The 23,364-nt window shown below is 44.4% G+C and carries 19 protein-coding genes and 1 pseudogene; 16 read left to right on the top strand and 4 right to left on the bottom strand.

The annotated features are described in order from the left end of the window. The first annotated feature begins 30 nt into the window (after positions 1 to 30). The 9 genes and pseudogenes from LOZ80_RS23115 to LOZ80_RS23080 form a co-directional block, all read left to right on the top strand. Positions 31 to 906 carry a D-psicose 3-epimerase gene (locus LOZ80_RS23115; RefSeq protein ID WP_238166905.1) on the top strand — a complete coding sequence of 292 codons (876 nt, stop codon included), beginning with the start codon at positions 31 to 33 and terminating at the stop codon, positions 904 to 906. A 27-nt stretch (positions 907 to 933) separates the two neighbouring features. After that, positions 934 to 1,731 (top strand): SDR family NAD(P)-dependent oxidoreductase, encoded by a 798-nt coding sequence (locus LOZ80_RS23110; protein ID WP_238166904.1) that lies wholly within the window; start codon positions 934 to 936, stop codon positions 1,729 to 1,731. A 13-nt stretch (positions 1,732 to 1,744) separates the two neighbouring features. After that, the gene (locus LOZ80_RS23105; RefSeq protein ID WP_238166903.1) at positions 1,745 to 3,448 is read left to right on the top strand and encodes a methyl-accepting chemotaxis protein; all 1,704 of its coding nucleotides are present in this window, start codon (positions 1,745 to 1,747) and stop codon (positions 3,446 to 3,448) included. Positions 3,449 to 3,583: 135 nt separating this feature from the next. After that, complete coding sequence (locus LOZ80_RS23100; protein ID WP_238166902.1) at positions 3,584 to 5,029, top strand: spore germination protein; 1,446 nt, start codon at positions 3,584 to 3,586, stop codon at positions 5,027 to 5,029. Positions 5,030 to 5,062: 33 nt separating this feature from the next. After that, on the top strand, positions 5,063 to 6,259 hold the full coding sequence (locus LOZ80_RS23095) for a Ger(x)C family spore germination protein (RefSeq protein WP_238166901.1): 1,197 nt from the start codon (positions 5,063 to 5,065) through the stop codon (positions 6,257 to 6,259). Continuing rightward, the gene (locus LOZ80_RS23090) at positions 6,259 to 7,356 is read left to right on the top strand and encodes a GerAB/ArcD/ProY family transporter (RefSeq protein ID WP_238166900.1); all 1,098 of its coding nucleotides are present in this window, start codon (positions 6,259 to 6,261) and stop codon (positions 7,354 to 7,356) included. Before LOZ80_RS23095 ends, LOZ80_RS23090 begins: the two co-directional genes overlap by 1 nt. Next, on the top strand, positions 7,353 to 7,478 hold the full coding sequence (locus LOZ80_RS39200; protein WP_283214685.1) for a hypothetical protein: 126 nt from the start codon (positions 7,353 to 7,355) through the stop codon (positions 7,476 to 7,478). Before LOZ80_RS23090 ends, LOZ80_RS39200 begins: the two co-directional genes overlap by 4 nt. Before the next feature lie 609 nt (positions 7,479 to 8,087). Next, a complete protein-coding gene (locus LOZ80_RS23085) occupies positions 8,088 to 8,702 on the top strand; it encodes a cysteine hydrolase family protein (protein WP_238166899.1) in 615 nt (204 codons plus the stop codon). Positions 8,703 to 8,720: 18 nt separating this feature from the next. Then, positions 8,721 to 9,020, top strand: a pseudogene (locus tag LOZ80_RS23080) (MFS transporter); the annotation flags it as partial. Between the two features lie 263 nt (positions 9,021 to 9,283). Here the strand turns inward: LOZ80_RS23080 and LOZ80_RS23075 are convergent. Further along, positions 9,284 to 10,327: a YheC/YheD family endospore coat-associated protein gene (locus tag LOZ80_RS23075; RefSeq protein ID WP_238166897.1), complete on the bottom strand. Its 1,044-nt coding sequence runs from the start codon at positions 10,325 to 10,327 to the stop codon at positions 9,284 to 9,286. 205 nt (positions 10,328 to 10,532) lie between these two features. Between LOZ80_RS23075 and LOZ80_RS23070 the strand changes: the two genes are divergently transcribed. From LOZ80_RS23070 to LOZ80_RS23050, 5 genes are all read left to right on the top strand, one after another. Next, positions 10,533 to 11,144, top strand: coding sequence for a hypothetical protein (locus LOZ80_RS23070; protein ID WP_238166896.1), 612 nt, complete (start codon positions 10,533 to 10,535; stop codon positions 11,142 to 11,144). Between the two features lie 677 nt (positions 11,145 to 11,821). Continuing rightward, positions 11,822 to 12,745, top strand: a complete 924-nt coding sequence (locus LOZ80_RS23065) for an NAD(P)/FAD-dependent oxidoreductase (RefSeq protein WP_238166895.1) — start codon at positions 11,822 to 11,824, stop codon at positions 12,743 to 12,745. A gap of 17 nt (positions 12,746 to 12,762) precedes the next feature. Continuing rightward, entirely contained in the window at positions 12,763 to 13,002 is a 240-nt protein-coding gene (locus LOZ80_RS23060) for a glutaredoxin family protein (RefSeq protein WP_238166894.1), read from the top strand. Positions 13,003 to 13,055: 53 nt separating this feature from the next. Next, complete coding sequence (locus LOZ80_RS23055; protein ID WP_079421277.1) at positions 13,056 to 13,622, top strand: peroxiredoxin; 567 nt, start codon at positions 13,056 to 13,058, stop codon at positions 13,620 to 13,622. Positions 13,623 to 13,760: 138 nt separating this feature from the next. Further along, entirely contained in the window at positions 13,761 to 14,027 is a 267-nt protein-coding gene (locus LOZ80_RS23050; RefSeq protein WP_079421276.1) for a hypothetical protein, read from the top strand. Between the two features lie 76 nt (positions 14,028 to 14,103). On the opposite strand, the gene LOZ80_RS23045 is transcribed toward LOZ80_RS23050, so the two are convergent. Continuing rightward, positions 14,104 to 15,183, bottom strand: a complete 1,080-nt coding sequence (locus LOZ80_RS23045) for a LacI family DNA-binding transcriptional regulator (RefSeq protein ID WP_238166893.1) — start codon at positions 15,181 to 15,183, stop codon at positions 14,104 to 14,106. 197 nt (positions 15,184 to 15,380) lie between these two features. On the opposite strand from LOZ80_RS23045, the gene LOZ80_RS23040 reads away from it, so the two are divergent. After that, on the top strand, positions 15,381 to 18,509 hold the full coding sequence (locus LOZ80_RS23040) for a beta-galactosidase (RefSeq protein WP_238166892.1): 3,129 nt from the start codon (positions 15,381 to 15,383) through the stop codon (positions 18,507 to 18,509). Positions 18,510 to 18,591: 82 nt separating this feature from the next. Here LOZ80_RS23040 and LOZ80_RS23035 read toward each other — a convergent pair whose 3' ends face one another. Next, positions 18,592 to 18,828, bottom strand: coding sequence for an AbrB/MazE/SpoVT family DNA-binding domain-containing protein (locus LOZ80_RS23035; protein ID WP_208629919.1), 237 nt, complete (start codon positions 18,826 to 18,828; stop codon positions 18,592 to 18,594). Positions 18,829 to 19,030: 202 nt separating this feature from the next. Beyond that, entirely contained in the window at positions 19,031 to 19,336 is a 306-nt protein-coding gene (locus LOZ80_RS23030) for a hypothetical protein (protein ID WP_238166891.1), read from the bottom strand. A gap of 495 nt (positions 19,337 to 19,831) precedes the next feature. On the opposite strand from LOZ80_RS23030, the gene LOZ80_RS23025 reads away from it, so the two are divergent. Next, on the top strand, positions 19,832 to 23,299 hold the full coding sequence (locus tag LOZ80_RS23025) for an S-layer homology domain-containing protein (protein WP_238166890.1): 3,468 nt from the start codon (positions 19,832 to 19,834) through the stop codon (positions 23,297 to 23,299). The last annotated feature ends 65 nt before the right edge of the window (positions 23,300 to 23,364 follow it).

Raw genomic sequence — 23,364 nt, 5'->3', positions numbered from 1 at the left:
GGTTTCCCTATCATTGAGGAGGTTGTTTTCATGTATAAATATGGCGTACATAGTTCTTTTGGTGAGAAAGATTGGAATTTCGACTTATTTAAAGCTGTGAAAAGACATGCGCTAAACGGGTTTGATGTTGTGGAAATTTTTATTCCTACACTTTTGAGCAGACCCAAGCATGAGTACCAAGCACTGAAACAACTCGCCGATGAATGCGGCATTGAAATGACTTACTCAACAGGCTTAGCGAAAGAGCACGATCTGTCATCCAAGGATGAGCATGTTCGCAGACAAGCGATTGAGTACGTCAAAAATGTGCTGGAGATCATAGCCAGCATGGGCGGTAAAGCTTTTGGCGGTGTCAATTATGCGGCCTGGGCAGGGAAACTTGAAGCAAGCGAGCTTGGTCGCAATGATTATGTCGAGAATAGCCTCAAGAGTATGAAGGAGCTGGCGACAACAGCGGAAGATCTCGGCATTACGTATATGTTCGAGGTTGTAAATCGCTTCGAGACGACGGTGATGAACACAGCTGAAGAGGGCTTGGCTTTTATTGACAAAATCGGAAGTCCGAATTGCAAACTCTTGCTCGACACGTTCCATATGAACATCGAAGAGGTTAGCCTAACGGATGCGATTATCAGGGCTGGGGATCAACTAGCATGCCTGCATCTGGGGGAATGCAATCGCAGCCTTCCGAGCAGGGAAGGAAGAACGGATTGGATGGGCTTATATCGAGCGCTGAAATCAATTCAGTTCGATGGCATTCTAACGATAGAATCTTTTATTACCACAGGTGGAGAGATTGGACGGGATATCGGGTTGTACCGGGACCTTACATTCGGCCAAGATGAGCGTCAGCTTGATATGTCGATAAGAGAGTCCTTGCAATTCCTCAAGTCCCTTGAAAACTAATTCATAATCAATTGGAGGCTATCAACAATGGACACTGGTTTAAAAGGAAAAAAAGTATTGGTAACGGGATCCACAACTGGGATCGGCAAAGGGATTGTAGAAGCCTTCGCGCAAGAAGGCGCAGATGTCATCCTTAACGGCTCAGTGGAAGAGCGCGTTAATAAGGCCGTAATTGACTTGCAGGCCAAGTATAAGGACGTAAAGATTTCCGGTATCGCAGCTAATCTGGCCATTCCCGAAGAAGCCGACCGACTCTATGATGAAGCGAGTGAAGACGGCCAACTTGATCTTTTGGTTAATAATTTAGGTATTTTCCCTGTCAAGCCATTTGCGGAGATTACAGACGACGATTGGTACCATATTTGGAATGTAAATGTGATGAGTACGGTTCGTCTTTGCCGAAGAGCGCTTCCCGACATGCTGAGGGCTAATTCGGGCAAGATCATTAATATCAATAGCGAAGCAGGCTTTCGGCCAAACGGCGACCTCGTCCATTATTCGACGACGAAGTCAGCACTTCTTGGTTTAAGCCGGGCAATGGCCGAACTTACCAAAGGCTCCAAGGTTACTGTAAACAGCGTATTGCCTGTGACAACTTGGACACCGGGAATCGAAACCTACCTGCAAGGCTACGCGGAACGTGGAGGTATCAGTCTTGAACAAGCGAAGATTAATTATTTCAAGGAAGGCAATGACAGCACTTCGCTGCTGCAAAGGTTTCTGACGGTAGAAGAAGTTGCAAAAACGGTCATTTTCGCCGCTTGCAACGATGGCGTTAACGGCAACTCGATATTAATAGACGCCGGGGTAATCCGTCATATTTAAGAAAGGAACTACGATGAGGTTGACCATTGGCAGAAAAATATTGGCCGGATTTCTAATCATTTTGCTATTATTGGCTGTAGTTAGCGGGATCAGTGTTCTGAGAATGTCGGATATGGGGCAAGAGGCAATCGCGATCGAAAATAAATGGATGCCCAGTGTGAAAACCTTAGCTGCGATGCAGGCCACTCTGTATGACATACAGCATTCATTGTTGGCTATTATTCTGGAAACGGATGATCAAAAAACGATTCAGTATCAAAGCAAAATGAATGACTCGATAGCCGAATTGAAAACGATTCAAAAGAGATATAATATCGCGTATACTTCGAATGACAATGAAAGAACGTTATTCAAACAATTCATTGATTCCGAAGAGCAGTATTTAAAGTCCTTTCCGGAGGTCATTCAAGCTAGAAAAGGCCATGATTCCATAACGGCTAATTTTCTTATAGCCCAGTCGATCCCGCATTTTAATCAAGCCATGCTTTACTTATCACAGTTAATAAGCCTGAGTGATTCAGGTTCTAATCTGGCGACGGGCAGCTCTATTCAAACCTTCAAATCTGGACGGATTGTTGTGATTGTTTTAAGTCTAAGCACAATTCTAGCAGGTGTTGGCTTGGCATACTTGATTTCCAGGATGATTTCCAAACCGCTTATGAGGGTAACAACAGCCGCAGAGCAGTTGGCAAGCGGTGATTTGACCGTCCAAGATCTCAACATTAGAAGCAAAGACGAAATCGGAGAATTAGCTAACTCTTTTCATCATATGGCATCTAATTTGAGAGAAATCATGTTGCAAGTCGGCCTCCATTCGGAGATGGTTGCTGCATCTTCGGAAGAACTAACCGCTAGTGCGGATCAGACCAGCGCAGCTTCCGAGCATGTGGCCGTGCATGCACAAATTGTGGCAGCTGACAGCTATAAGCAGGTTCTGGATTTAGCGGATAGCAAACAGACCCTTGGCGGAATGTTGGAAGATAGCAAGCAAATTGTCATAAGAGTTCAAGATGCTTCTTCTACGGTAAACCGAGCAACCCAATTGTCATTGAATGGCAATGAGGCGATTCAGGATTCAATGAAACAAATGGCTATCATTCACAGCTCCGTTCAGCAATTAGTGGAGAAGGTGAAGAAATTGGGTGACAACTCCAAGGAAGTGGGCAAAATCATTCATGTTATAACCGACATCGCTTCTCAAACGAACTTACTTGCTCTTAATGCTGCTATTGAAGCAGCGAGAGCGGGCGAGCATGGCAAAGGATTCGCTGTTGTGGCTGATCAAGTGCGTATGCTGGCAGATCAAACAGGCAAGTCGGCCAAACAAATTGCAAACTTGGTAACTAACAATCAGCATGAGACGCAAATAACCATACAGTCTATGGAGATGAATGCCAGGGAAGTAACCGAAGGTATGATTAGGATCAATGAAGCAGGAACATCATTTACGGCTATTCAAGAGGCTGTTCAATTAATAGAAATTCAGACGAAGGAAGTATCTACGGCTGTGGTGCAAATGGCCACTGGCGCTGAACAAATTGCAAGCTCGATCGCTGTAGTAACCGGCTTGGCCGAACAATCAGCAGCTAATACACAAAGCGTATCGGGTGCTGCAGAAGAACAACTCGCTTCAATGGAAGAGATTAATGCCTCTGCAACGGCGCTTTCAACGATGGCAGCAGAACTGCAAAGCATATTAAATAAATTTAAAGTTTAGATGAAATGATCTAGTCAATGCTAAGCCTTCCATCATGAGGCTTAGCATTTTTTTTGAGTAAAAGTAAGCTCGGATTGATTTTATTTGGTAAAAATGGGCATATTAACTTCATTCGTAATGGTAAGGAGGATTGGAGTGACAAAACCAAACGATGAGAACATGATTTCGGGGAACTTAATCAGGGATGAGGCACGACTGCGTGCCCTTTTTGACAAATGTGATGATATCGTGTTTCGGAGCTTTCGATTGGGAGATGACAGCGGAGCACTTCTTGTATTTATTGACGGTATGGTGGATGAGCAGCGGATCGAATCCGAATTGCTCAAACCTTTACTGTCCTGTCAGCAGCCAAGTGAAGTTTGGAAAAAAGATAAATGGGCTTGGTTGGTTTACAAGGTGCTTCCAACGGAAAAGATCGCAATCAAAATGCGGGAGGATCAGGCAGTGGAAGCGCTATTAAGCGGGGACGTACTTCTGCTGGTCGATGGCGTGCCAGGTTCTCTCTTGATTGGCATGTATGCGATCGTTACGAGATCCATTGAAGAGCCGGAATCAGAACCCGTTATCAGAGGTCCCCGGGATGGCTTTACGGAGTGCTTACAGATTAATGCGACATTAATCCGGCGCAGGTTGAGAACGGCCAAGTTAAAAAGTGAATCGTTTCATGTAGGTACCCTATCGCGAACCAAAGTAAGTGTCATGTATGTGGAGGGTATCGCGAAGCACCTACTCATTGATGAAGTGAAAGCAAGGATCCAGAGTATTGAAATCGATGTGGTGCTAGAAAGTGGATATATCGAAGAATTGTTGACGGATAACCGGTACTCCATCTTTCCGCAATTAATGACCACCGAGCGCCCGGATCGGGCTACCGCCATGCTGGCCGAAGGAAGAGTGGTAATACTCGTTGATAATACGCCATTCATCCTGATAGCACCAGCGACTTCGCATGAGATGATTCAAGCCGCGGAAGATTATAGTCAGAATTTCATCGTGGTTACAGCAACACGTTGGCTGCGATTATGTTTGTCGTTAATAGCCCTAATCTTTCCTTCCATGTATATAGCGATAACTACCATGCATCAAGAAATGCTGCCGAGCGATCTTCTGCTGAGCATTGCTTCTTCCCGCGAGGCTGTCCCGTTTCCAGCTATTGTGGAAGCCGTTATTATTGAACTTGCTTTTGAAGGATTAAGAGAAGCTGGCATACGACTTCCTCGCCAAGTGGGGCAAGCGGTTAGTATTGTAGGAGCCTTGGTCATTGGACAAGCAGCTGTGCAAGCTGGTCTCGTAACATCCTCTCTCGTTATTGTTGTGTCTGCGACAGGAATAGCCTCTTTTATATTCCCAACTTACAACTTAGGTTTATCGATCCGCTTTCTACGTTTTCCACTCATGATCATTGCAGGAATCCTTGGCCTTTACGGCATTTTTCTTTTCTTGCTTGCTTTGCTTATTCACTTGACGAAATTGAAGTCTTTTGGTGTGCCCTATCTTTCCTCAGCAGCAGCTACGAACAGCGCTGGACTGAAGGATGTCCTGATGCGTTTACCCTGGTGGAAACGAACAAAAGGTAACTGACCATGATCAGATTTCCGGAAGGAAAAACTGCAGATGCTTCCAAACATTAAGCGGATTTTTATTTTATTACTTTGTGTTCTTCTACTCAGCGGGTGCTGGGGACGAAGGGAAGTCAACGATATCGCTATCGTAACTGCCATTGGTATCGATTTGATAGAGAAAGATTTGATTCGGGTGACACTGCTGCTGGCGATTCCTAGGCTTATTGGCACGACTTCCGCGAATGGCGGAGGTGAATCGAAGTTGGAAGTTACCGCCGGGTGGGTCGTTGGGGAACAGGGGAAAACTGTCATGGATGCCTACAACAAACTACAAGCTAAGCTCCCGCGCAAACTATTTTTTTCGCATAATCGAGTTATCGTATTTGGGGAAAAGCTTGCCAGACACGGCACATTGCCGACACTCGATTTTTTTGTACGCAATAGACAGTCTCAGCTCAAGAGCGCCATCATAGTCACGAAATTAGAAGCGGCGGATGTGCTTAAATTCAAACCCAAATTTGAGAAATTAGCTTCCGAAGTCATTAGGGGAGAATTACATGAAAACAGCGGTTCAACGGTTGAGTTAGGACGCTTTTTAACGATGTTAACAGACGAAGGGCAAGAAGCTTATGCGTTACAAATCTCGGTTGTCCCTTCAGAGAAGAGCGCGGACCGGGATGGTTCCAATAACTTAATGGTTTCCAAAGGTGCTGCCGTTTTCCAAGATGACCGTTTGATAGGCTGGCTTAACGATACGGAGCTTATGGGCCTGCTATGGATTCGAAATGAGAAGCACGAAGGGGTCGTCACAGTGGAAATTCCTGAGAATTTAGGCGGAGGACATGTAAGCGGGGAAATAACGAATGTTCATAGTAAAGTACTACCGCGCATACAGAAGGACAATACCCAAATGGATATCCAAATTTCTGCTTCCATTAACATCTCTGAGAATACATCGGAGCTTGATTTGAGCGCTTCCTCCAATAAAATTCTTCTAAGCGGTTTATTTGTTAATGAAGTAGAGGATATGATCCAAATGCTTTGTAAGAAAGTCCAGACAGAATTAAAATCAGATATATTTGGATTTGGCCAAAACATTTATAAACAGGATCCGCAAATATGGAAAAGCTTTTATTCCGCTAATTGGAGAAATACGTTTCCAGGCATTGAAGTTCATACTTCAGTGAATCTGCAGGTTGTTCAGACGGGATTGATAGGCAAAGGTGCTATCAAGGAGGAGATGCGGTAATGACCATTTCTTCTTATCATTTTTTTTCACTGATGGTTTTGTTTGAGCTTGGAACAACGGTCATTTTTGGCTTTGGCACTGACTCTGGACGAGATGCCTGGCTCTCTGCCCTACTATCCTCTTTACTTGGAGGGATACTCATTGCGGGCTATGTCACGATCTCAAAGTTAAATAGTTTCGGCTCGTTGGTTGGCGTATTTACAAAGTTGTTTGGCAAATGGCTTGGCACACCGATCGCTTGGCTGTATCCCATTTTCTTTATTTACACAGCTGCACGAATTATTTGTGACCTTAGGTTCCTAGTCCCGCTTACACTGCTTCCCAAAACACCGGCATGGTTCTTCATCGGAATGCTTATCCTGTTATTTTTATACGTTCTGTATGCTGGAATTGAGGTTTTGTTCCGAATAACAGGTGTGCTATTACCTATACTTATTATTTTTATTATATTCGAAACCATCGTTCTTCTGGCCTCGGGGAGTTTGCATAGCGACTATTTGAGACCTATGCTTGCCGATGGATTTGGCAAAGTAGGGAACAGTTTATGGCCAGTAGGTGTTACTACCACTTACGGTGAGTGTTTTGTGATGTTTGTATTTTATTGCTTGTTAAACAAGAAAGGAAATTTAGGGCGTGTCAGTGTTGGGGCAGCCCTGTTTGCTGGTTTACTTGTTGTTCTGTTTGATGTGTTAGCGATAACGGCTTTGGGCGAGAATCTTTTTCAGAAGATGATATTTCCCGCGTATACGATTTTAAAGCTTGCAAGTGTTGAAGATTTTCTGGAAAATTTAGAAGTTCTTGGTGCGATGTATTTTATGTGCTCGGCGTTTATCAAGGTAGCTGTTTACTTGTTTGCCGCTGTATTTTGTATGCGAGAATTGACACACGCCTCTAATGATCATCCTGCAATCTGGATCACGGTTTTATTAGCCTTTTTCATTTCAATGACAATGGCCAATAACTTATCTGAGCATTTACAAGTTTGGTTAGGAAGTTTAGCGAATTTCGTAGTGGTCCCGATGTATGTTGTTCTACCTGGGATCATACTTGTGCTTTCACTGTTAGGAAAAATGAAAACGAGGAGTGCGCTGCCATGAGATTTCAATTGCCTTGGGATTCCAGTCTTGTACTTCAAGCTCCTTGGGTGCTGCCCGTAACGCTGGTTGTGGCTGCTGTACTCCTTTCAATAATAACTTGGTTTAAGCCTAGGAAAAAGTAATCGTTTTTCACCCAAATGCGATGGATTTTGAACATGCGATCTATGGATTTTACATGATCGAGCCAAAAGGTGCGTGATATATTGGGGGAGAAGCACATTCCTACGTTCTATGATTACGACAGTATACATGTATGCAGGGGGCAACTAATTCTGGCAATCCCGCTAGCTTTTCTGGTTGCCGTTGTATTGAACGGCAGATTTAAAGGGAGCGGGGTACTTCAAGCGCTTATTTTTAGTCCTACGATTATGAGTTCAGCCGTCATGGCGTTAATGTTTTTCTGTTGTTTAACGTGTATAACGGTGATGTTAATCATTTCAGAGTATTGGGAAATATTCGCATTATTGAAATGAGAAGGATAAGGCATAAACAGGAGGTGTCTAATGCAGTTATATCTTCGGCAGACTTGACAGTGTGTATGCTCAAGATAAACATTACCTAAGTGTTTTTCGACGGTATAAACTGCACCGAATGGCTGGCTTTTGGATGATTCGTTACAGTTACGAAACAGAAACCGTCGTTGACGGAGAGTCTTCATCAACTCGCTAGGAGCGCCTTTACACCATTAAGGATTAAATACCATTGATAACTACAAAAAGGAGTGCATACTCATGACAAAAGTGTATGATAAAACAACGACAGGACTTCTATTGGTTGATCCGTATAATGATTTTTTGTCAGAGGAAGGCAAGCTTTATCCTCGTACAAAAGAAGTATCGGAATCCGTAAACATGATCAAACATTTAAAAGAGACTGTTGAAGCTGCTCGTAAGGCCAGCATTCGCGTTTTTTATGTGCCTCATCACAGATCTGAACCAAATGATTTTGATACTTGGCTGCATCCGACGCCGTATCAACTTAAAGCAAAACAAGGTCAGGTGTTTGCTAAAGATTCATGGGGAGGGGAATTCCATCAAGATTTCCAACCTCAACAAGGCGACGTGATTATTAAAGAGCATTGGGGCAGCAGTGGATTCGCGAACACAGATCTGGATCATCAGCTAAAGATGCATGGCGTGCAAAAAATTATCGTTGTCGGCATGTTAGCCAATACTTGCATCGAAGCAACCGCGAGATTCGGCATGGAGCTGGGCTACAATGTTACGCTCGTCAAAGATGCGACATCGGCTTTTACAAAAGAGGCGTTACATGTGGCACATGAAATTAACGGCCCTACATTTGCCCATGCAATACTCACAACGGAAGAACTTCTTGCCAAACTATAAAATTACTGGTTTTCAAGTTACTCGATTGGCTATGCCTTATCGACTATGATTTACAGTAGGCTCTCTGACGTACTATCAATCCGAAGATTGTTGACGGTTGGATTAGTGATATTGGGTCTCGCATCTGTCTTCGGCGTTTTTGCCGCAAATTTTCAAGCGCTATTATTTGCTCGAATTGCGCAGTCTGCTGGCGCAGGTGTGACGCCGGGACTTGGTCTTGTTATCGCCAGCCGGTATATTCCATATGAAAGACGAGGCCGAGCAATTTCTATGATCTCGGCGGGATCTGCCATGGCATTCGGCCTGGGACCGACTTAAACAAATCGGGAAATATGAGCATCCTGCAAACCCTGTTAAATAAGATTAGGTACAAAACAAAGGCTCTGATCGCATCGAAAGCGAAAGAGCCTTTCTCCATTTTTCTCCGGATTTCTTGAAATATCAAGGAAGTCACTTAAAAAGAAGGTTAGCGAAAATATCCCTCGGCTACCGTCTGTTCGGTTTTATCATTAATCGCCTATTGCTGACTACGCATCAGCTGAAAAGGAATATCCCGGCCAATCCACAATCCATATACTGGGTCATCGAATAGATTCATGTCTAGATAAAAAGTGAGCATATTGTAGTGGACGCTTATAGACATTTTTTTGTTCTCGGATTTTATCATATAGATCTTTTTGCGGCTTGCCATTTACTTCAATTATCCAAATATGACCAACGTTGTCCAACGCAAAGTCAACGCTAAGCTCACCAAGATGGTAACCAGCATGTAATTCCATAATTTCTGCGCTTCTTAAACTGAGGTCATAAATTGATTGAAAAATAGCATTAACCATACCGGGAGGATAGAAAAAGTTGAGTACTTCTTCTGATAAACAAACTTTTTCACAGATGCTTGTATTAAAATAACCCCTATGAGCTATACGACTGACGACATTCGTTACAGACCATAAGCCCTTCATATTTTTTTGCACAAGCACTCGGATATCGAAGTTTTTATCATTTATTTTCGGGGTATTGATTCCCTTTTGAATAATGTAGGGAGTGGATCCAAGAAGTTCCTGAATTCTCACTTGAAATTGCAGAATGTCTCCTACAAGATATTCTGGTAAAAAATGGTTGTGGCCAAATTGAATTTCCCCTGAATTCTTCAACTCCACACGATATACACCTATCCCGCTATGTCCGTAAAAAGGTTTTAAGTATAAAACTTTATGAATTTTTAGTAGACGGGCAGCGTTCTCCTTATCAAAGGGGACAGTTTCCGGCAAATGATGTACAAGCCATTCATTTAATTTTTGATAAGTTTCATATTTGTTAAATTGGTTTATGTGATTGAAGCACTTATTAATGCCAATTACTTTCTCTAACCGTTCAATAAAACTGGGATTCAAAGTGTAACAACGGTTGTAAACAACCTGGGGAAAGGGAAATCTACTCACTATCCATCTTCGATTAACACGGTGATATCCGATAATGCTCTTCCGTTCCCAATCGACATCAGAGGGGGTAAAACAGAACATCTTAATACTCTTCATATTGCAATCAAGATACTTTTTAAGAACATACTTTCTCTCATTACCTTTATTAACCATAATTCCTATAGAACTATATTTCGTTTTCACTATTTTCCTCCTTACTTATTACTAAGGGACATGTAAGTATGTTATGTCACGAGAAGGAAAATGCATGGACAACAATGTAATTCAATAATAAAAATTTGTTGTGTTTCCATAGAGTACATTTGTCATTAGAGTACAATTGTAACAATCGAAGGCGGTTATGAATAATTTAAATTTAGAACGTAACCTTAAAGGAGTGTGAGCACATATGGGTAGATTACCAGGCCCTCCAGGCCCTCCAGGAGCCCAAGGACCAGCGGGTCCAGCAGGAGCCCAAGGACCAGCGGGTCCAGCAGGAGCTCAAGGACCAGCAGGTCCAGCAGGAGCTCAAGGACCAGCGGGTCCAGCAGGTGCCACAGGAGCCCAAGGACCAGCGGGTCCAGCAGGTGCCACAGGAGCCCAGGGACCAGCGGGTGCCCCAGGGCTTTTAACTGGATTTAATTGTGAAAAGTTTTCTGGCACCCCAACCATTACTTTGACCGCAACAACACCAACCGCCACCGTGTTAACTGTAGCAGCAACTGTGGCTGCAACTACTAACGTAGTTTGGTTGACCGCCTACGCAACATGGACACCGAGTTCTGCAAATCCAACATTTACATTAAGAATCGTTCGTGATGATGCTACTGTAATCGGAACTGCGAATGATACTCCAGTATCAGCAAACAGCCCTATAACGACTGCTCTTACCACTTGTGACGAAGCACCACTGACTGGAACTCATACCTACACTCTACAAGCTACAGGCAATGCTTTATCCGGGGGGCAAACAATCACTATAAACTTTGCCGGACTTACCGCTGCTGTTTTAAGCACTTAGTTATAACGGGATGAAGTGATCGTAGCCAGCGGCCAGCAATTAAACAGCTACCGCTTGACAATAATACTTCTGATGAAAAAGTCCGTCCATACAAGTACAAGTGAGGGGCAGACAGGTAAACAAAACACCAGCTTTTGTGATCGTAACCACAAAGACATCCTCGTCAGAAGCATAAAGGAGCACCCGTTAGGGTGCTTTTATCATTTCCACTTTAGCTATATAGTCTTGCTTATGGATGCTGTAACTCTTCTATCCTTAACGAATTGAGTAAATAAATCGAACACTTATACAATGGGCTGATAATGGTGGATATAGCTTCAAAATACATAATCTTCCACCGCTTGATGAACTTCATTTCCTGATTTACATTGTTTGAGTTAAAATTCTCTGACTTGAGACGTGAAAAATAGGATTCGATGCACGCGTTAAGTTACGACTGTGGCTGCCTTTATCGCCGAATTTATAGTCGTGTGTTGTAAACCTGGTATCGAGCACAAGCGATGGTGTTCGATTAATGTATGAACACTGTTTTGACTGCCCCCCTAGTGGATTCCTCTCCTTATTTATAATAATTATTAAAAAGGATTGACTTTCATTAATTTTTATTTATAATAATTATTATGTGAGATGAATTATCAATCGAATTACGAGCATATGCATGGAAGGAGATCCGCGCAATGTATGATGTCATTATTATTGGTGCTGGACCCGCAGGAGCTTCCGCTGCCATTTATACAGCACGTGGGAATCTAAAAACGTTAGTTATCGACAAGGCACCCAACACAGGAGCACTGGCGATTACGCATAAAATTGCGAATTATCCAGGAGTCATCGGCGAGCTATCCGGCAAAGATTTGTTAGATACCATGCGCGAACAAGCCAAAGGGTTCGGAGCGGAATTCGTTCAAACGACGATTACGGCTGTGGATGTGGAAGACGAAACGAAGTTTGTCTTTACGGCAGATGGGATTTATGAAGGCAAATCGATCATTATTGCAACAGGCTCAAAAGGTCGCAATCGCATGCTGCCTGGTGAAGAAAGCTTGCTTGGACGCGGCGTAAGCACCTGCGCGACGTGCGATGGAGCTTTTTTCGAGGGGAAGACGGTCGCGGTCATCGGTGATTCGGAGGAAGCGCTGGAAGAAGCGCAAGCGTTGAGTAAATTCGCAAGCCAAATTTACTTTGTTGTGCCGCGTCCTGAGCTGCAGGGTGTTCACCACGTTCCTGAATTGAAGGGAACACAGATTCTGTACAAAACGAAGCCGCTTGAAGTGCTTGGAGACAAGCATGTGCAAGGACTCAAAATTCGTACAAGCTCTGGTACCGAAGAAGTGCTGGAAGTCGACGGTGTGTTCGTTTTCCTGTCCGGGAGCAAACCTGGCACGGATTTCTTGCAGGATCAAGTTCCGCTGGATGAGGAGGGCTTCATGATTTTGGACAGCTCGATGCAATCATCCGTTGCCGGCGTCTTCGGAGCGGGTGAAGTCAGACGCACACCTGTGAAACAAGCAGTTGTTGCAGCAGCAGACGGCGCCATTGCCGCTATGGCTGTTGATAAATTTATTAATAAGCGGGCGCAATTAATCCCGCAATACAAATAACTAGGAGATGAATAGCCATGTCTAATGTCATTGTTTATTCCAGTACAAATTGCCCTTATTGCCAACAATTGAAGAAGTATTTGAACGATCAGCAGGTTGTTTTTGAAGAAAGAAATATCGATCTGAACGATCAATATGGACAAGAACTGCATGATTTAGGCTTGATGTCCTTGCCTGTAACGGTCATTGGCGAGCACAAAATTCTAGGCCTTAACGTCACTAAACTTAAAAAAGCATTGACTGAAATCGCTAGCTAACTCAAGTTCATCTCAGCTAACCCAATAAATAGATAGAAAGAGGAGATCATACGATGACACAATTAACCTTACAACCGACACAACCATTCGCGAAATTAGGGCTGCCGGCTCCTTCCTTTTCACTTTTGTCGACGAAAAATATGGAGACTTTGGATGAGAAAATTACGCTGGAGGATTACCGCGGCAAATGGCTTATATTCTTCTTCTGGCCTTTTGACTTCACCTTCGTATGCCCAACTGAAATTACGGCTTTTAGTGACAATTACGCGCAGTTTGCTGAGCTGGATTGTGAAATTGTAGGTGCTTCTGTTGACAGCATTCATACACACAGAGCTTGGACACAAACACCGAGGGAGCAAAACGGGATCGGACCTGTGAATTTCCCATTGGTCAGTGACTTTTCCAAAGAGACAGCACGCAATTATGGTGTTCTGGACGAAGAAACGGGTGCTGCGCACCGTGGACTGTTCATTATCGATCCAGAAGGCGTTCTTCGCTACCAAGTCATAACGGACATGAATGTTGGACGTTCTGTGGATGAAACGTTGCGAGTGCTTCAAGCGCTGCAGGCTGGCGGACTTTGTCCAGTGAACTGGAAACCGGGCGATAAAACGTTATAATAGGTATTGAACGAAGGGGCTGCCGCCATAGATCTAACCGATCTTGGGGCAGCTTTTTCCATATGTATTCGAAGCTGGATTTGAAGTATAATAGGAGAACTGGTTAGGAGTATAGGTGAAGACAGAAAGGTTAGATACATGATGCAGTCCATATCGGACAAATTATTTATGGGATCGCTAATTCTTCTGATGATTTCAGTTGTCGTTAGCGGAATTGGTTTTCAATTCATCAATTGGCGCTCGCAAGTGAATGATGAGCTCGATTCGGAAACGAAGGACAGCAGCTCGCGAAAGAAAGCGGTTATTGATCGGCAGGACAAAAGCCTGTCACGGGTACTGCGCTCTTATTTGTTTTGGATTGCTATAGTGGGTATCCTTGTTTCCATTGTTCTTTCTCGGTTATAGCCGATTGCACATTCGCGAGGCGTATAGAGCTCTTTGAAGAGCTGATCTATACGCCTTATTTGCGTTTGAATGTTATTTAACCTGAATCTCGGGCAATGAAGCGCGATGACAAAATGATTTTCTCCGACTGCCTCCCAGGGTGATTCCTTCGATAAAGCAGGGTTTCAACGGCGCGAATGCCTAAGGATTCTTTGGCAAGCTCAATTGTGCTTAGCGGCGGTTGTGCGTAGGCTGCAGCTTCAATGTTGTCGAAAGCGACGATTTTGATTTGGCTCGGTATATCAATTCCTTTGCCTTTGAGGATAGGAATCAGATCGAGTGCTAAGTGATCGTTTGCACAGATAATTCCTTCAGGCATGCTGTCAGGGGTCCATGCAGCTATTTTCCGTTCTAGATAGGAGACGAGCTGCGGCTGGCCATAAGGCACCTGCCATCTCCTTAAGGAGTAAGTTTCCTCAGGACCGGCAATGTCTTCAATTGCCAGGCGGCATCCCCACCAACGCTCCTTAAAGCTGACAGCGAAAGAATCGTCGCCAACGAATATTAATCGCTTCAAGCCCGCCGCAAGCAGCCGCTGACAAGCCATTTTACCAGCATCTAAATTATTGTTCAGGACACAATCAACATCGACCAGGGGTTCAAAGTGATCAATTAAAACTAGCGGAATGCCAGTCTGTTTCAGGGAAATAACGGAAGGCGATGGAAACGTTCCAGCAAGCAAGTGGCCAGCGCAGCAGGCAGGATCCAAGTAGGAAGGAATCTGCAATGAATCCGTATGTCCCTTAAGGACAGGAACAATCAGATGCTCGTACCCCAGCTCACTGCTAGCTGTTGCAATGCCTGCGAGAACTTTGCCCCAGAAAGGGTTGTCCTGCTGATACATGGCTTGAATCCAAACCAGTATGTAAGGGCTGACTTCTTTGGAACTAGCTGCTTGATCCATTTCTGCTGAATCTGTCAGGGTGCTTTCTTTGTTTGTGCCATGAGCTCTGCCCTGAATAAGGTAGCCCATAGCCCTTGCAGTCTCTTGAATACGCAGCCGATTCTCAACGCTTACGCCCGATTTGCCGGATAACGCTTGGGAGACGGTATATTTGGATATGCCGAGCCGGTCGGCAATTTGCTGCATAGATATTTTTTTGCTCAAACGAGACACCCTCTTACTAGAAATGAAATAACATAACAAAACTAACAAATTACATTTTTATATATTAATTAACTATTGTCAATGATGGTTGGAATCTCTTATTGAAAATGAGTTGACCTACAGAGAGAAATTGATTACAGTATGATCACAATAAATATTGTTAGCCTAACAAGAATAACAAAATAAATCCGTGTTGGAGGATGAATATGAATAATTCGATCATATTTTATGATCCGTCGTTTCCTTATGAAGGGACTCGCCCGAACAACGATCATCTAGAGGAATTAACACAGTTTGGCCGCATTGCAGCAGCGGATGAATTGGAAGAAGCGCTAGCCCAAGGCGCAGCGAATTTGGTTCATCTCCACGGACGTTATTTCCCTAAAAAGGCATGGCAAGCCATCATGAAGCATGTGAGAGCGGGCAAAGGGCTTATTCATGTGGGGAGTGCGCCTTTCCGAAATCCCGTTTATGCAGGTGCATCTGACTGGGAAATAGAGGCGGAACAAACAGCGTATCATCAGCAGCTTCAAATCCATGAGGTTCTGCCTGTTGATCCGTCACCGATTGCTCGTTATGCAGCACATTCAGAGCTTGCTTTGCTTGCTGGCAAAGAATCACTGCTGACTGTTCAGCCTACGGTTGGTCTTGTTCTTCACGTAACACGTGCTGATGATAACCCAGGTCAAATCGGTTCCAGTGGTCCCATGGATGCTCATCTGATCCCGCTTCTCAAAGGGATTTCACGTGAAGAACGAGAGATTGCGGCACCTATCGTACTTTTGGAAAATACGAAGGGGGATTTCGCAGGCGGTCGCTGGATTTTTGCAAATCTGGTTACTGATGATCTGTTTTGGACACAGGGGGGAACAACGCTGCTGAAAGAGCTGTCTGCCTTCACAGCCAGAGGTGTGACTGAAATCTGGTTCAAACCGAACTACGCGTGCTATGACCCAGGTGATCGCGCAGCGCTGACTGTGCAATTGCAAACTCTTGCGAATCGCGCCGGGGATAACTTTGAGAATACAGGTTGGACATTCACTGTTGAAGTGAAGAAAGACGGCGATCCCGTGCCTGTGTGGACAACCGATTTCCAAATGAAGGCGTCTCGGGAGCTTACATATCACAAGGTAAATGTTCCAGTTGATATCGAAGCCGGCTATTATACGGCTGTTTGTACGGCGGTTGCGAATACGGGCGAAACGCGTATTTTTAACCAAGGCTACTGGGGTTATGATGCGGAGCTGCTTCGTGAGGGCACACCGCTGTCTTGTAACCGCGACTATTTTATGAAAGATGGACGTCCGTTGCCGATTGTAGGGATGACTTATATGACGAGCGATGTGGCGCGCAAGTTCTTATTCATGCCAAACGTATCCGTATGGGATCGAGATATTGCGCAAATGGTTAAAGCGGGAATTAATTTGCTGCGTACGGGAATATGGTCGGCTTGGCGTCAAGTTATGTTTGTGGATGGGCATCCTTATGAAGAAGTTCTGCGTTCCATTGATGCTTTCATTCTGACTTGCAAAAGACATAACATTGAAGTGACGTTCAACTTCTTTGCTTTCACACCAGAGTTATGGGAAGGGGTTAACCCTTATCTGGACCCGCGCAGCGTTGAAGCGCAGAAACGCTTCATCTCTTCGATCGTTTCCAGACATCAAAACACGACGAACGTGCACTGGGATCTAATCAATGAACCGTCCATGTTTAATCCGAACAAGCCTTTTGCCGGTCCTCAGTCGGCGCATGACCGCTTCGAACAGGAAGCTTTTGTGAACTGGCTCGAGACTCGGCATCTTGATATCCGCAAGCTGCAAGAGCGCTGGAACATGACAACGGAAGAACTGCCGGATTTTGCAAGTGTGCGGTTGCCGGACGTTGCTGAAATGAATATGAACACAACTGAAACACTGGAGAAAAAGGGATCACCGTGGCTGGATTACACACTGTTTACGATGGATATGCACAATCGTTGGGCACATGAATTAATTGCCACAATTCGCAGTATTAATCCGGCGCATTTGGCGACAGTAGGACAAGATGAAGGCTTAGGAGCTCAGCGTCCTTCTCCATTTTTCTATGCAGATGCGGTTGATTATACGACGGTTCATACGTGGTGGCTGATGGATCAACTGGTTTGGGACGGTATTTTCTCCAAAGCACCAGATAAGCCAAGCTTGATTCAAGAAACAGGGATCATGTATGTAGAAACGGCAGATGGCCGCGCAAAACGCTCCGAACACGAGCTGCGCAATATTCTTGAGCGTAAATATGCCTATTCATTTGCAACGGGTGGAGCGGGAGCCGTTCAATGGATTTGGAATATTAACTTTTACATGAACAATATCAATGAATCCCATATCGGGGCGCTTCGGGCAGATGGGACGGAGAAGCCGGAAGCAGATGTCTCTTATGACTTTGGCGCGTTCATGGGCAGCATTCGTGACTTGTTCGTGGATCGAAAGCTGGAGGAAGTGGTAGCTGTATTCCCTTATTCCAATGATTTCTCTACGCGGAAATTAGCTGGCGATGCCACGTCCAAACTCACGCGTACGCTGGCCTACTCGATGAATGTGCCTTTCCGCGGACTTGGCGAGTATCATTTGGACGCATTGGCTCAAGCTCATCCTAAACTGATCATCGTACCAAGTGCGCATAATTTCAGCGATGCTGCATTAGAAAAGCTTGCAGCACATGTGCGTTCAAATGGAGGCACTCTATTATTTACAGGGCCACTTGGGCTAAATGAATATTGGACACCCGTGGCGCGATTGACCGAGATTGTCGGCGACACCGTGTTAAGCAACGTTCTGCGTGAGGAAGCTATGGTGCTAAGCGGCAAGGTGCATCCGGTTTCCTTCGGTGGTGCGCGCATTGCACAGCTGAATAAAGAGGTGGCTTTGTCGGGTGGAAAAGGAAACAGCGGTACATGGAATTCCCAGCATGGGATCGTTGAAACCTATGAGCTGGGCAAAGGAAAACTTATCTGGTGTCCTCTTCCGATTGAGCTGAATGATCGAAGTGAATGCATTGAGGCGTTGTATAATTTCGCATTGGCAGAGGCTGGTGTGCAAGCTGAGCTCACTTGGGTTAAAGGCGGGCAGCTGCCTGGTATTTATGGGCGGAAGCTCAGCTTTGCGAAAGGTTCCTTATATATCTTCGTATCGGAGTTCAGCGTAGATACCGAAATTGAGGTGAAAGATCCTGTTACTGGCCGGAGCTATGCCTTCGAACTGGAAGCAGAGCGTACAGTCATGTTCGCGGCAGATAAAGACGGGAATTTGCTGGCAGTCTATCGCCCAGATCAAGTTCATATCAAAGTGAAATAGAATGGGGAAAAGGCACTGAGTCGCATAGCTGATAACGTTCAGCTGTGCGACGTAGTGCCTTTTTGGGGTAGGGATTTAAGAACTAAACGATTTCATCAACGCAGGAACCACAGACCAGCTTCCCTTTGAAATAAGTCATATTTTCGAAATTACCACAGAACACACAGGCAGGCATGTACTTTTTAAGTGTTATTCGTTCCGGATCGACATAAACCTCAATGGCGTCGCCAATGTCAATATGAAGTGTGCGTCGGAGTTCAATCGGCAGAACGATGCGTCCCAGCTCATCTACTTTTCTAACGATACCTGTTGATTTCATAAGAAAACCTCCCTTGTTTATCTTTTTCGTTTCGAGCATATACGTTAATGTAGTTATTCCACATTTGCACTTGAATTCCTTTTATTTACTGAGATTCTTTTGAAATTTTTCGTCACAAAAAGACGCATTTCACGTTGTTCATCTGTGTGTGAAATCCGTCTTTTTGTGGTTTGGCTAAAAATTATATTCCGTGAGGCCGTTTTTATTTCTCTTGTTGTTGATTTTTGGCAATTTGCTCTTGCAGCGCAGCATGCTTAGCCGTTAATTGTTTAGCTAAAGCAGCTTGAGAAAGGTCAATACGTTTGATTTCTTCTTTCATTTTGTTCATTCTGGACATTTTGCTGTTTAAATCGCTGGCTGAATTGCTTAGTTTTATATCTCTTTGCAATTGATTCATTTTGGACATTACTTTTTCTTTCTTCTTCTGTTCATCGATGCTTTGCTGTTGATCCTCTGCAATCTCTTTTTTTAATCGATTTATGATGGATGAAGTGAAGCTTATAGACATTGGAACACCTCTTAGTTGTAATATATCTTCGGAATCATTCTACACTAAATATGGGGGCTAGGCGAGGTTGTGGAAATCATTTATATCGTAGCGATGCAAATAAATAAAACATATGCAAGTGTCATAATAAGGAGGTTTTTGTAGGAGTATGTCGAATGTTGTGAGGAATCAGTTGACAAATAATAGATGGAAGGAATGATTTATATTATAGGAAGGTTAAAATTTCGTGAAAAGGTTTCGATAGTTGTCCTTAGTAGTTTGGTGACCTTTTCTGGTTTCTTCAACATACAAGGAGGGGGTGCTGCTTATGCGTTTACTCCTAATCCTTATACTGTGACATTTTCTTCTTTGGAAAGCAGTGCATGGAACAATGGGGTTGCGAAGGATGGTGAAGGCTCTTCGGAGGATGTTCCGAACATTAATTTAGAATTTTATAATATTAGTGATACTTCTGGAACTCAAATGAGCAATAAATTAGTGCATGGAGATTCAAGTATGCATGATCTTTTTAATGCGCTCACTACCTATGATCCGTTATTAAATGATACTGGTTGGAAAGGGATGGCCATAAAGTCTTCGGATGGTGGCAAATTCCAGATCAATGGTTTCTATTACTCAAATTTCGGAGAAACTAACCCGATTTCGATCGATGTAAAAGGCTATCGTGATGGAGTGGAAGTTGCCAGTACTTCCTTTCTTGCAGATGATTTGGTGGATGAGTATCGTTCCAAGAATGTTGTATTGGATTCGACTTTTGACAATGTGGATAAAGTGTTTCTATACTCAGCGGGCCTGAGTTGGCATGGCATCAACAATATTGTGATTGATCAAGCGCTGACTAATGCAGCAGCGCCAAGCATAACTACGCAACCGACAGATCAAACAGTGAATGAAGGCAGCGTTACGACGCTAAACGTAGCAGCAACGGGTAGTGCATCGTTGAGCTATCAATGGTATAGCAATAGCATTAACAGTACGAGTGGTGGTGTATTGCTTAATGGAAAAACGAACGCAACAATGACAGTCCCAACAGCAGCGCCTGGCACAACGTACTATTATGCGGTCGTGACGAACACGGATTCCAATACAACTGGAAATCAAACAGCAACGGCAACAAGTTCAGCAGCGAAGGTAACGGTGAATGCGCTGACGAATGCGGCGGTACCAAGCATAACAACGCAGCCGATAGACCAAACAGTGAATGAAGGCAGTGTTACGACGCTAACAGTAGCAGCAAGTGGAAGCCCAGCATTGAGTTATCAATGGTACAGCAATACAACCAACAGCGCGAGCGGCGGTACACTGCTCAGCGGTGAGACCAACGCAGCATTAACAGTTCCAACAGCAACCGTTGGCACAACGTACTATTATGCTGTGGTGACGAACACGGATAACAGTGCGACAGGCAACAAAACAGCAACGGCAACGAGTTCAGCAGCAAAGGTAATAGTGAATGCGCTGACGAATGCGGCGGTACCAAGCATAACAACGCAGCCGATAGACCAAACAGTGAATGAAGGCAGTGTTGCGACGCTAACAGTAGCAGCAAGTGGAAGCCCAGCATTGAGTTATCAATGGTACAGCAATACAACCAACAGCACGAGTGGCGGTTCACTTCTTAACGGTGAAACCAACGCAATATTGACAGTCCCAACAGCAATGCCTGGGATTATCTACTACTATGCTAAAGTGACGAACACGGACAGCAATGCGACGGGCAATCAGACGGCAACGGCAATAAGCTCAGTCGTAAAGGTAACGGTGAACGCGCTAACCTATACGATTGACCCGATTTCAGCTAAATCCGCTGCGGTATTGATAAGCGGATATGTTCCTGGGTCACAGGAGACCAAAACGATTACGATTACGCGCGATGGCACAGGAGACCTGATTCACTTAGCAGTCTCATTAACTGGTGAGGATTTCGTAGTGACAGAACCAGCTTTGACAACGTTGACAACAGGCACGCCAACTACAAATTTCACGATCAAAGCCAAAGACGGTTTGGCGGCAGGTACCTATACAACTACGGTCACTGTATCAGCTGACCATATGGCGAATGTTGCGTTTACGGTGACGCAAGTCGTTAACTTGCCAGGTGTTCCGGCCAATCCGAAAGATCTTGTCGCTATCGGAGGAGATCGTCAAGTTGCATTAAATTGGAGTTCTGTAACAGAAGCAACTTATTACAATGTTTATATGGCGACAGCTGATGGGCAATATAACAGTTCTTCTTTTACAACTGTGACTACGGCCGCTTATATCGCGGAGAACCTGACAAACGGCACGAATTACTTCTTTGTTGTGAAGGCAGGCAATGTAGGAGGTTTGAGTGCTGCTTCTAATCAAGTAAGCGCAACTCCTGCCAAAGTTGCAGGGGCGCCGACCAGTGTGACTGCTGTCGCAGGCAACGGGCAAGCAACTATAACTTTTGCGGCACCGACAGACAATGGCGGCAATGAGATTACTGCATATGAAGTAACCGGTTTGCCTGATGGGATCAAGGTGACTGGAGCAGCAAGTCCAATAACAATTACAGGTTTGACGAATCAGAAGGCTTACACATTTACAGTGAAGGCAATCAATCGTGTTGGCAGCAGCATCTCTTCAGCCGCATCTAGCGAAGTCATTCCTAGCGCACCATCAGAAAATAATAGCGGCGATAGCGGCAGTGGCAGCGGCGGCACTTCGACATCAGTGCCAGCGGCAACAGGTATAGAGGTGTTGGTTAATGGCAAGGTGGAAAATTTGGGAACAGCAACGGCTGCCAAGCGAGATGAGCAAACCGTAACAACCGTATCGCTAGACCAGAACAAAGTGGAAAGCAAGCTTGCTGAGGAAGGTCAGCATACCCTAATTACCATTCCGATAGTAGGTCAATCCAATGTTGTTATTGGTGAAATGAATGGTCAACTGATTAAAAATATGCAAAACAAGCAGGCTGTTCTGGCGATCAAAACAGATGGTGCAACCTATACGCTGCCTGCCGAGCAAATTAATATTGCTGCGATATCTGAGCAGTTTGGAAAGGCCTTATCTTTGGGAGACATTAAGGTTCAGATCGAAATTGCGACCCTGACTGCTGAAGCGGCTAAAGTTGTTGAGAATGCAGCGGAAAAAGGAACCTTTACGCTTGTTGCACCATCCATTAACTTTACAGTTAGAGGCATATATGGAAATGAAACGATCGAAATGTCGAAGTTCAATGCTTTCGTGGAACGCACGATTGCTATTCCAGAAGGTGTGGATCCGAATAAGATTACTACAGCAATTGTTGTTGATCCAGATGGAACGGTACGTCATGTACCAACCAAGGTTGTTCAGATGGACGGCAATTACTTTGCGAAAGTGAATAGCATGACGAACAGTACGTATTCCGTCATCTGGCATCCAATTGCATTCGCAGATATGGAAAATCACTGGGCCAAAGATGCGGTTAACAACATGGGATCAAGGATGGTCATAGAAGGAACTGGGGGAAGTTTATTCAGTCCTGACCGAGAAATTACCCGTGCTGAGTTTACGGCTATTGTTGTTCGAGGCATGGGGCTTAAGTTGGAAAAAGGAACGGCTCCTTTTACCGACGTAAAAGCTTCAGATTGGTACAGCAGCGCGATAAATACAGCTTATGGGATTCAATTGATCAGTGGTTTTGATACTGGTGAGTTCCATCCGAATGACAAAATTACCCGAGAACAAGCTATGGTCATCATCGCAAAAGCAATGAAAATGACTGAATTGAAAGCTAAGCTGTCTGCCCAAGCGGCAGATGCTGCACTTCGTCCTTATCTCGATGCCGATAAGGCAGCGAATTGGGCACAAAACAGTATTGCTGATTGCTTGCAAGCTGGAATCGTAACGGGCAGAAGCGACAAAGCGTTAGCACCGAAAGCCCTTATTACGAGAGCTGAAGTTGCTGTGATTGTACAAAAGCTGCTCCAAAAGTCTGATTTCATTAAATAATATCTATGAATTAATAAAAGGTTATCTCACAAAATGCTCAAACGAGACATTTTCGAGATAACCTT

Source organism: Paenibacillus sp. HWE-109 (genome assembly GCF_022163125.1).
GTDB lineage: Bacteria > Bacillota > Bacilli > Paenibacillales > NBRC-103111 > Paenibacillus_E.
The sequence above is the reverse complement of the archived record's forward strand: the minus strand, read 5'-3'. Positions and strand labels throughout refer to the sequence as shown.

Bases quoted from the DNA above. Each gene is read 5' to 3' on its own strand.
- LOZ80_RS23115 (WP_238166905.1), top strand. From the start codon at position 31: ATGTATAAATATGGCGTACATAGTTCTTTTGGTGAGAAAGATTGGAAT.
- LOZ80_RS23110 (WP_238166904.1), top strand. From the start codon at position 934: ATGGACACTGGTTTAAAAGGAAAAAAAGTATTGGTAACGGGATCCACA.
- LOZ80_RS23105 (WP_238166903.1), top strand. From the start codon at position 1,745: ATGAGGTTGACCATTGGCAGAAAAATATTGGCCGGATTTCTAATCATT.
- LOZ80_RS23095 (WP_238166901.1), top strand. From the start codon at position 5,063: ATGCTTCCAAACATTAAGCGGATTTTTATTTTATTACTTTGTGTTCTT.
- LOZ80_RS23090 (WP_238166900.1), top strand. From the start codon at position 6,259: ATGACCATTTCTTCTTATCATTTTTTTTCACTGATGGTTTTGTTTGAG.
- LOZ80_RS39200 (WP_283214685.1), top strand. From the start codon at position 7,353: ATGAGATTTCAATTGCCTTGGGATTCCAGTCTTGTACTTCAAGCTCCT.
- LOZ80_RS23085 (WP_238166899.1), top strand. From the start codon at position 8,088: ATGACAAAAGTGTATGATAAAACAACGACAGGACTTCTATTGGTTGAT.
- LOZ80_RS23070 (WP_238166896.1), top strand. From the start codon at position 10,533: ATGGGTAGATTACCAGGCCCTCCAGGCCCTCCAGGAGCCCAAGGACCA.
- LOZ80_RS23065 (WP_238166895.1), top strand. From the start codon at position 11,822: ATGTATGATGTCATTATTATTGGTGCTGGACCCGCAGGAGCTTCCGCT.
- LOZ80_RS23060 (WP_238166894.1), top strand. From the start codon at position 12,763: ATGTCTAATGTCATTGTTTATTCCAGTACAAATTGCCCTTATTGCCAA.
- LOZ80_RS23055 (WP_079421277.1), top strand. From the start codon at position 13,056: ATGACACAATTAACCTTACAACCGACACAACCATTCGCGAAATTAGGG.
- LOZ80_RS23050 (WP_079421276.1), top strand. From the start codon at position 13,761: ATGATGCAGTCCATATCGGACAAATTATTTATGGGATCGCTAATTCTT.
- LOZ80_RS23040 (WP_238166892.1), top strand. From the start codon at position 15,381: ATGAATAATTCGATCATATTTTATGATCCGTCGTTTCCTTATGAAGGG.
- LOZ80_RS23035 (WP_208629919.1), bottom strand. From the start codon at position 18,828: ATGAAATCAACAGGTATCGTTAGAAAAGTAGATGAGCTGGGACGCATC.
- LOZ80_RS23030 (WP_238166891.1), bottom strand. From the start codon at position 19,336: ATGTCTATAAGCTTCACTTCATCCATCATAAATCGATTAAAAAAAGAG.
- LOZ80_RS23025 (WP_238166890.1), top strand. From the start codon at position 19,832: ATGCATGATCTTTTTAATGCGCTCACTACCTATGATCCGTTATTAAAT.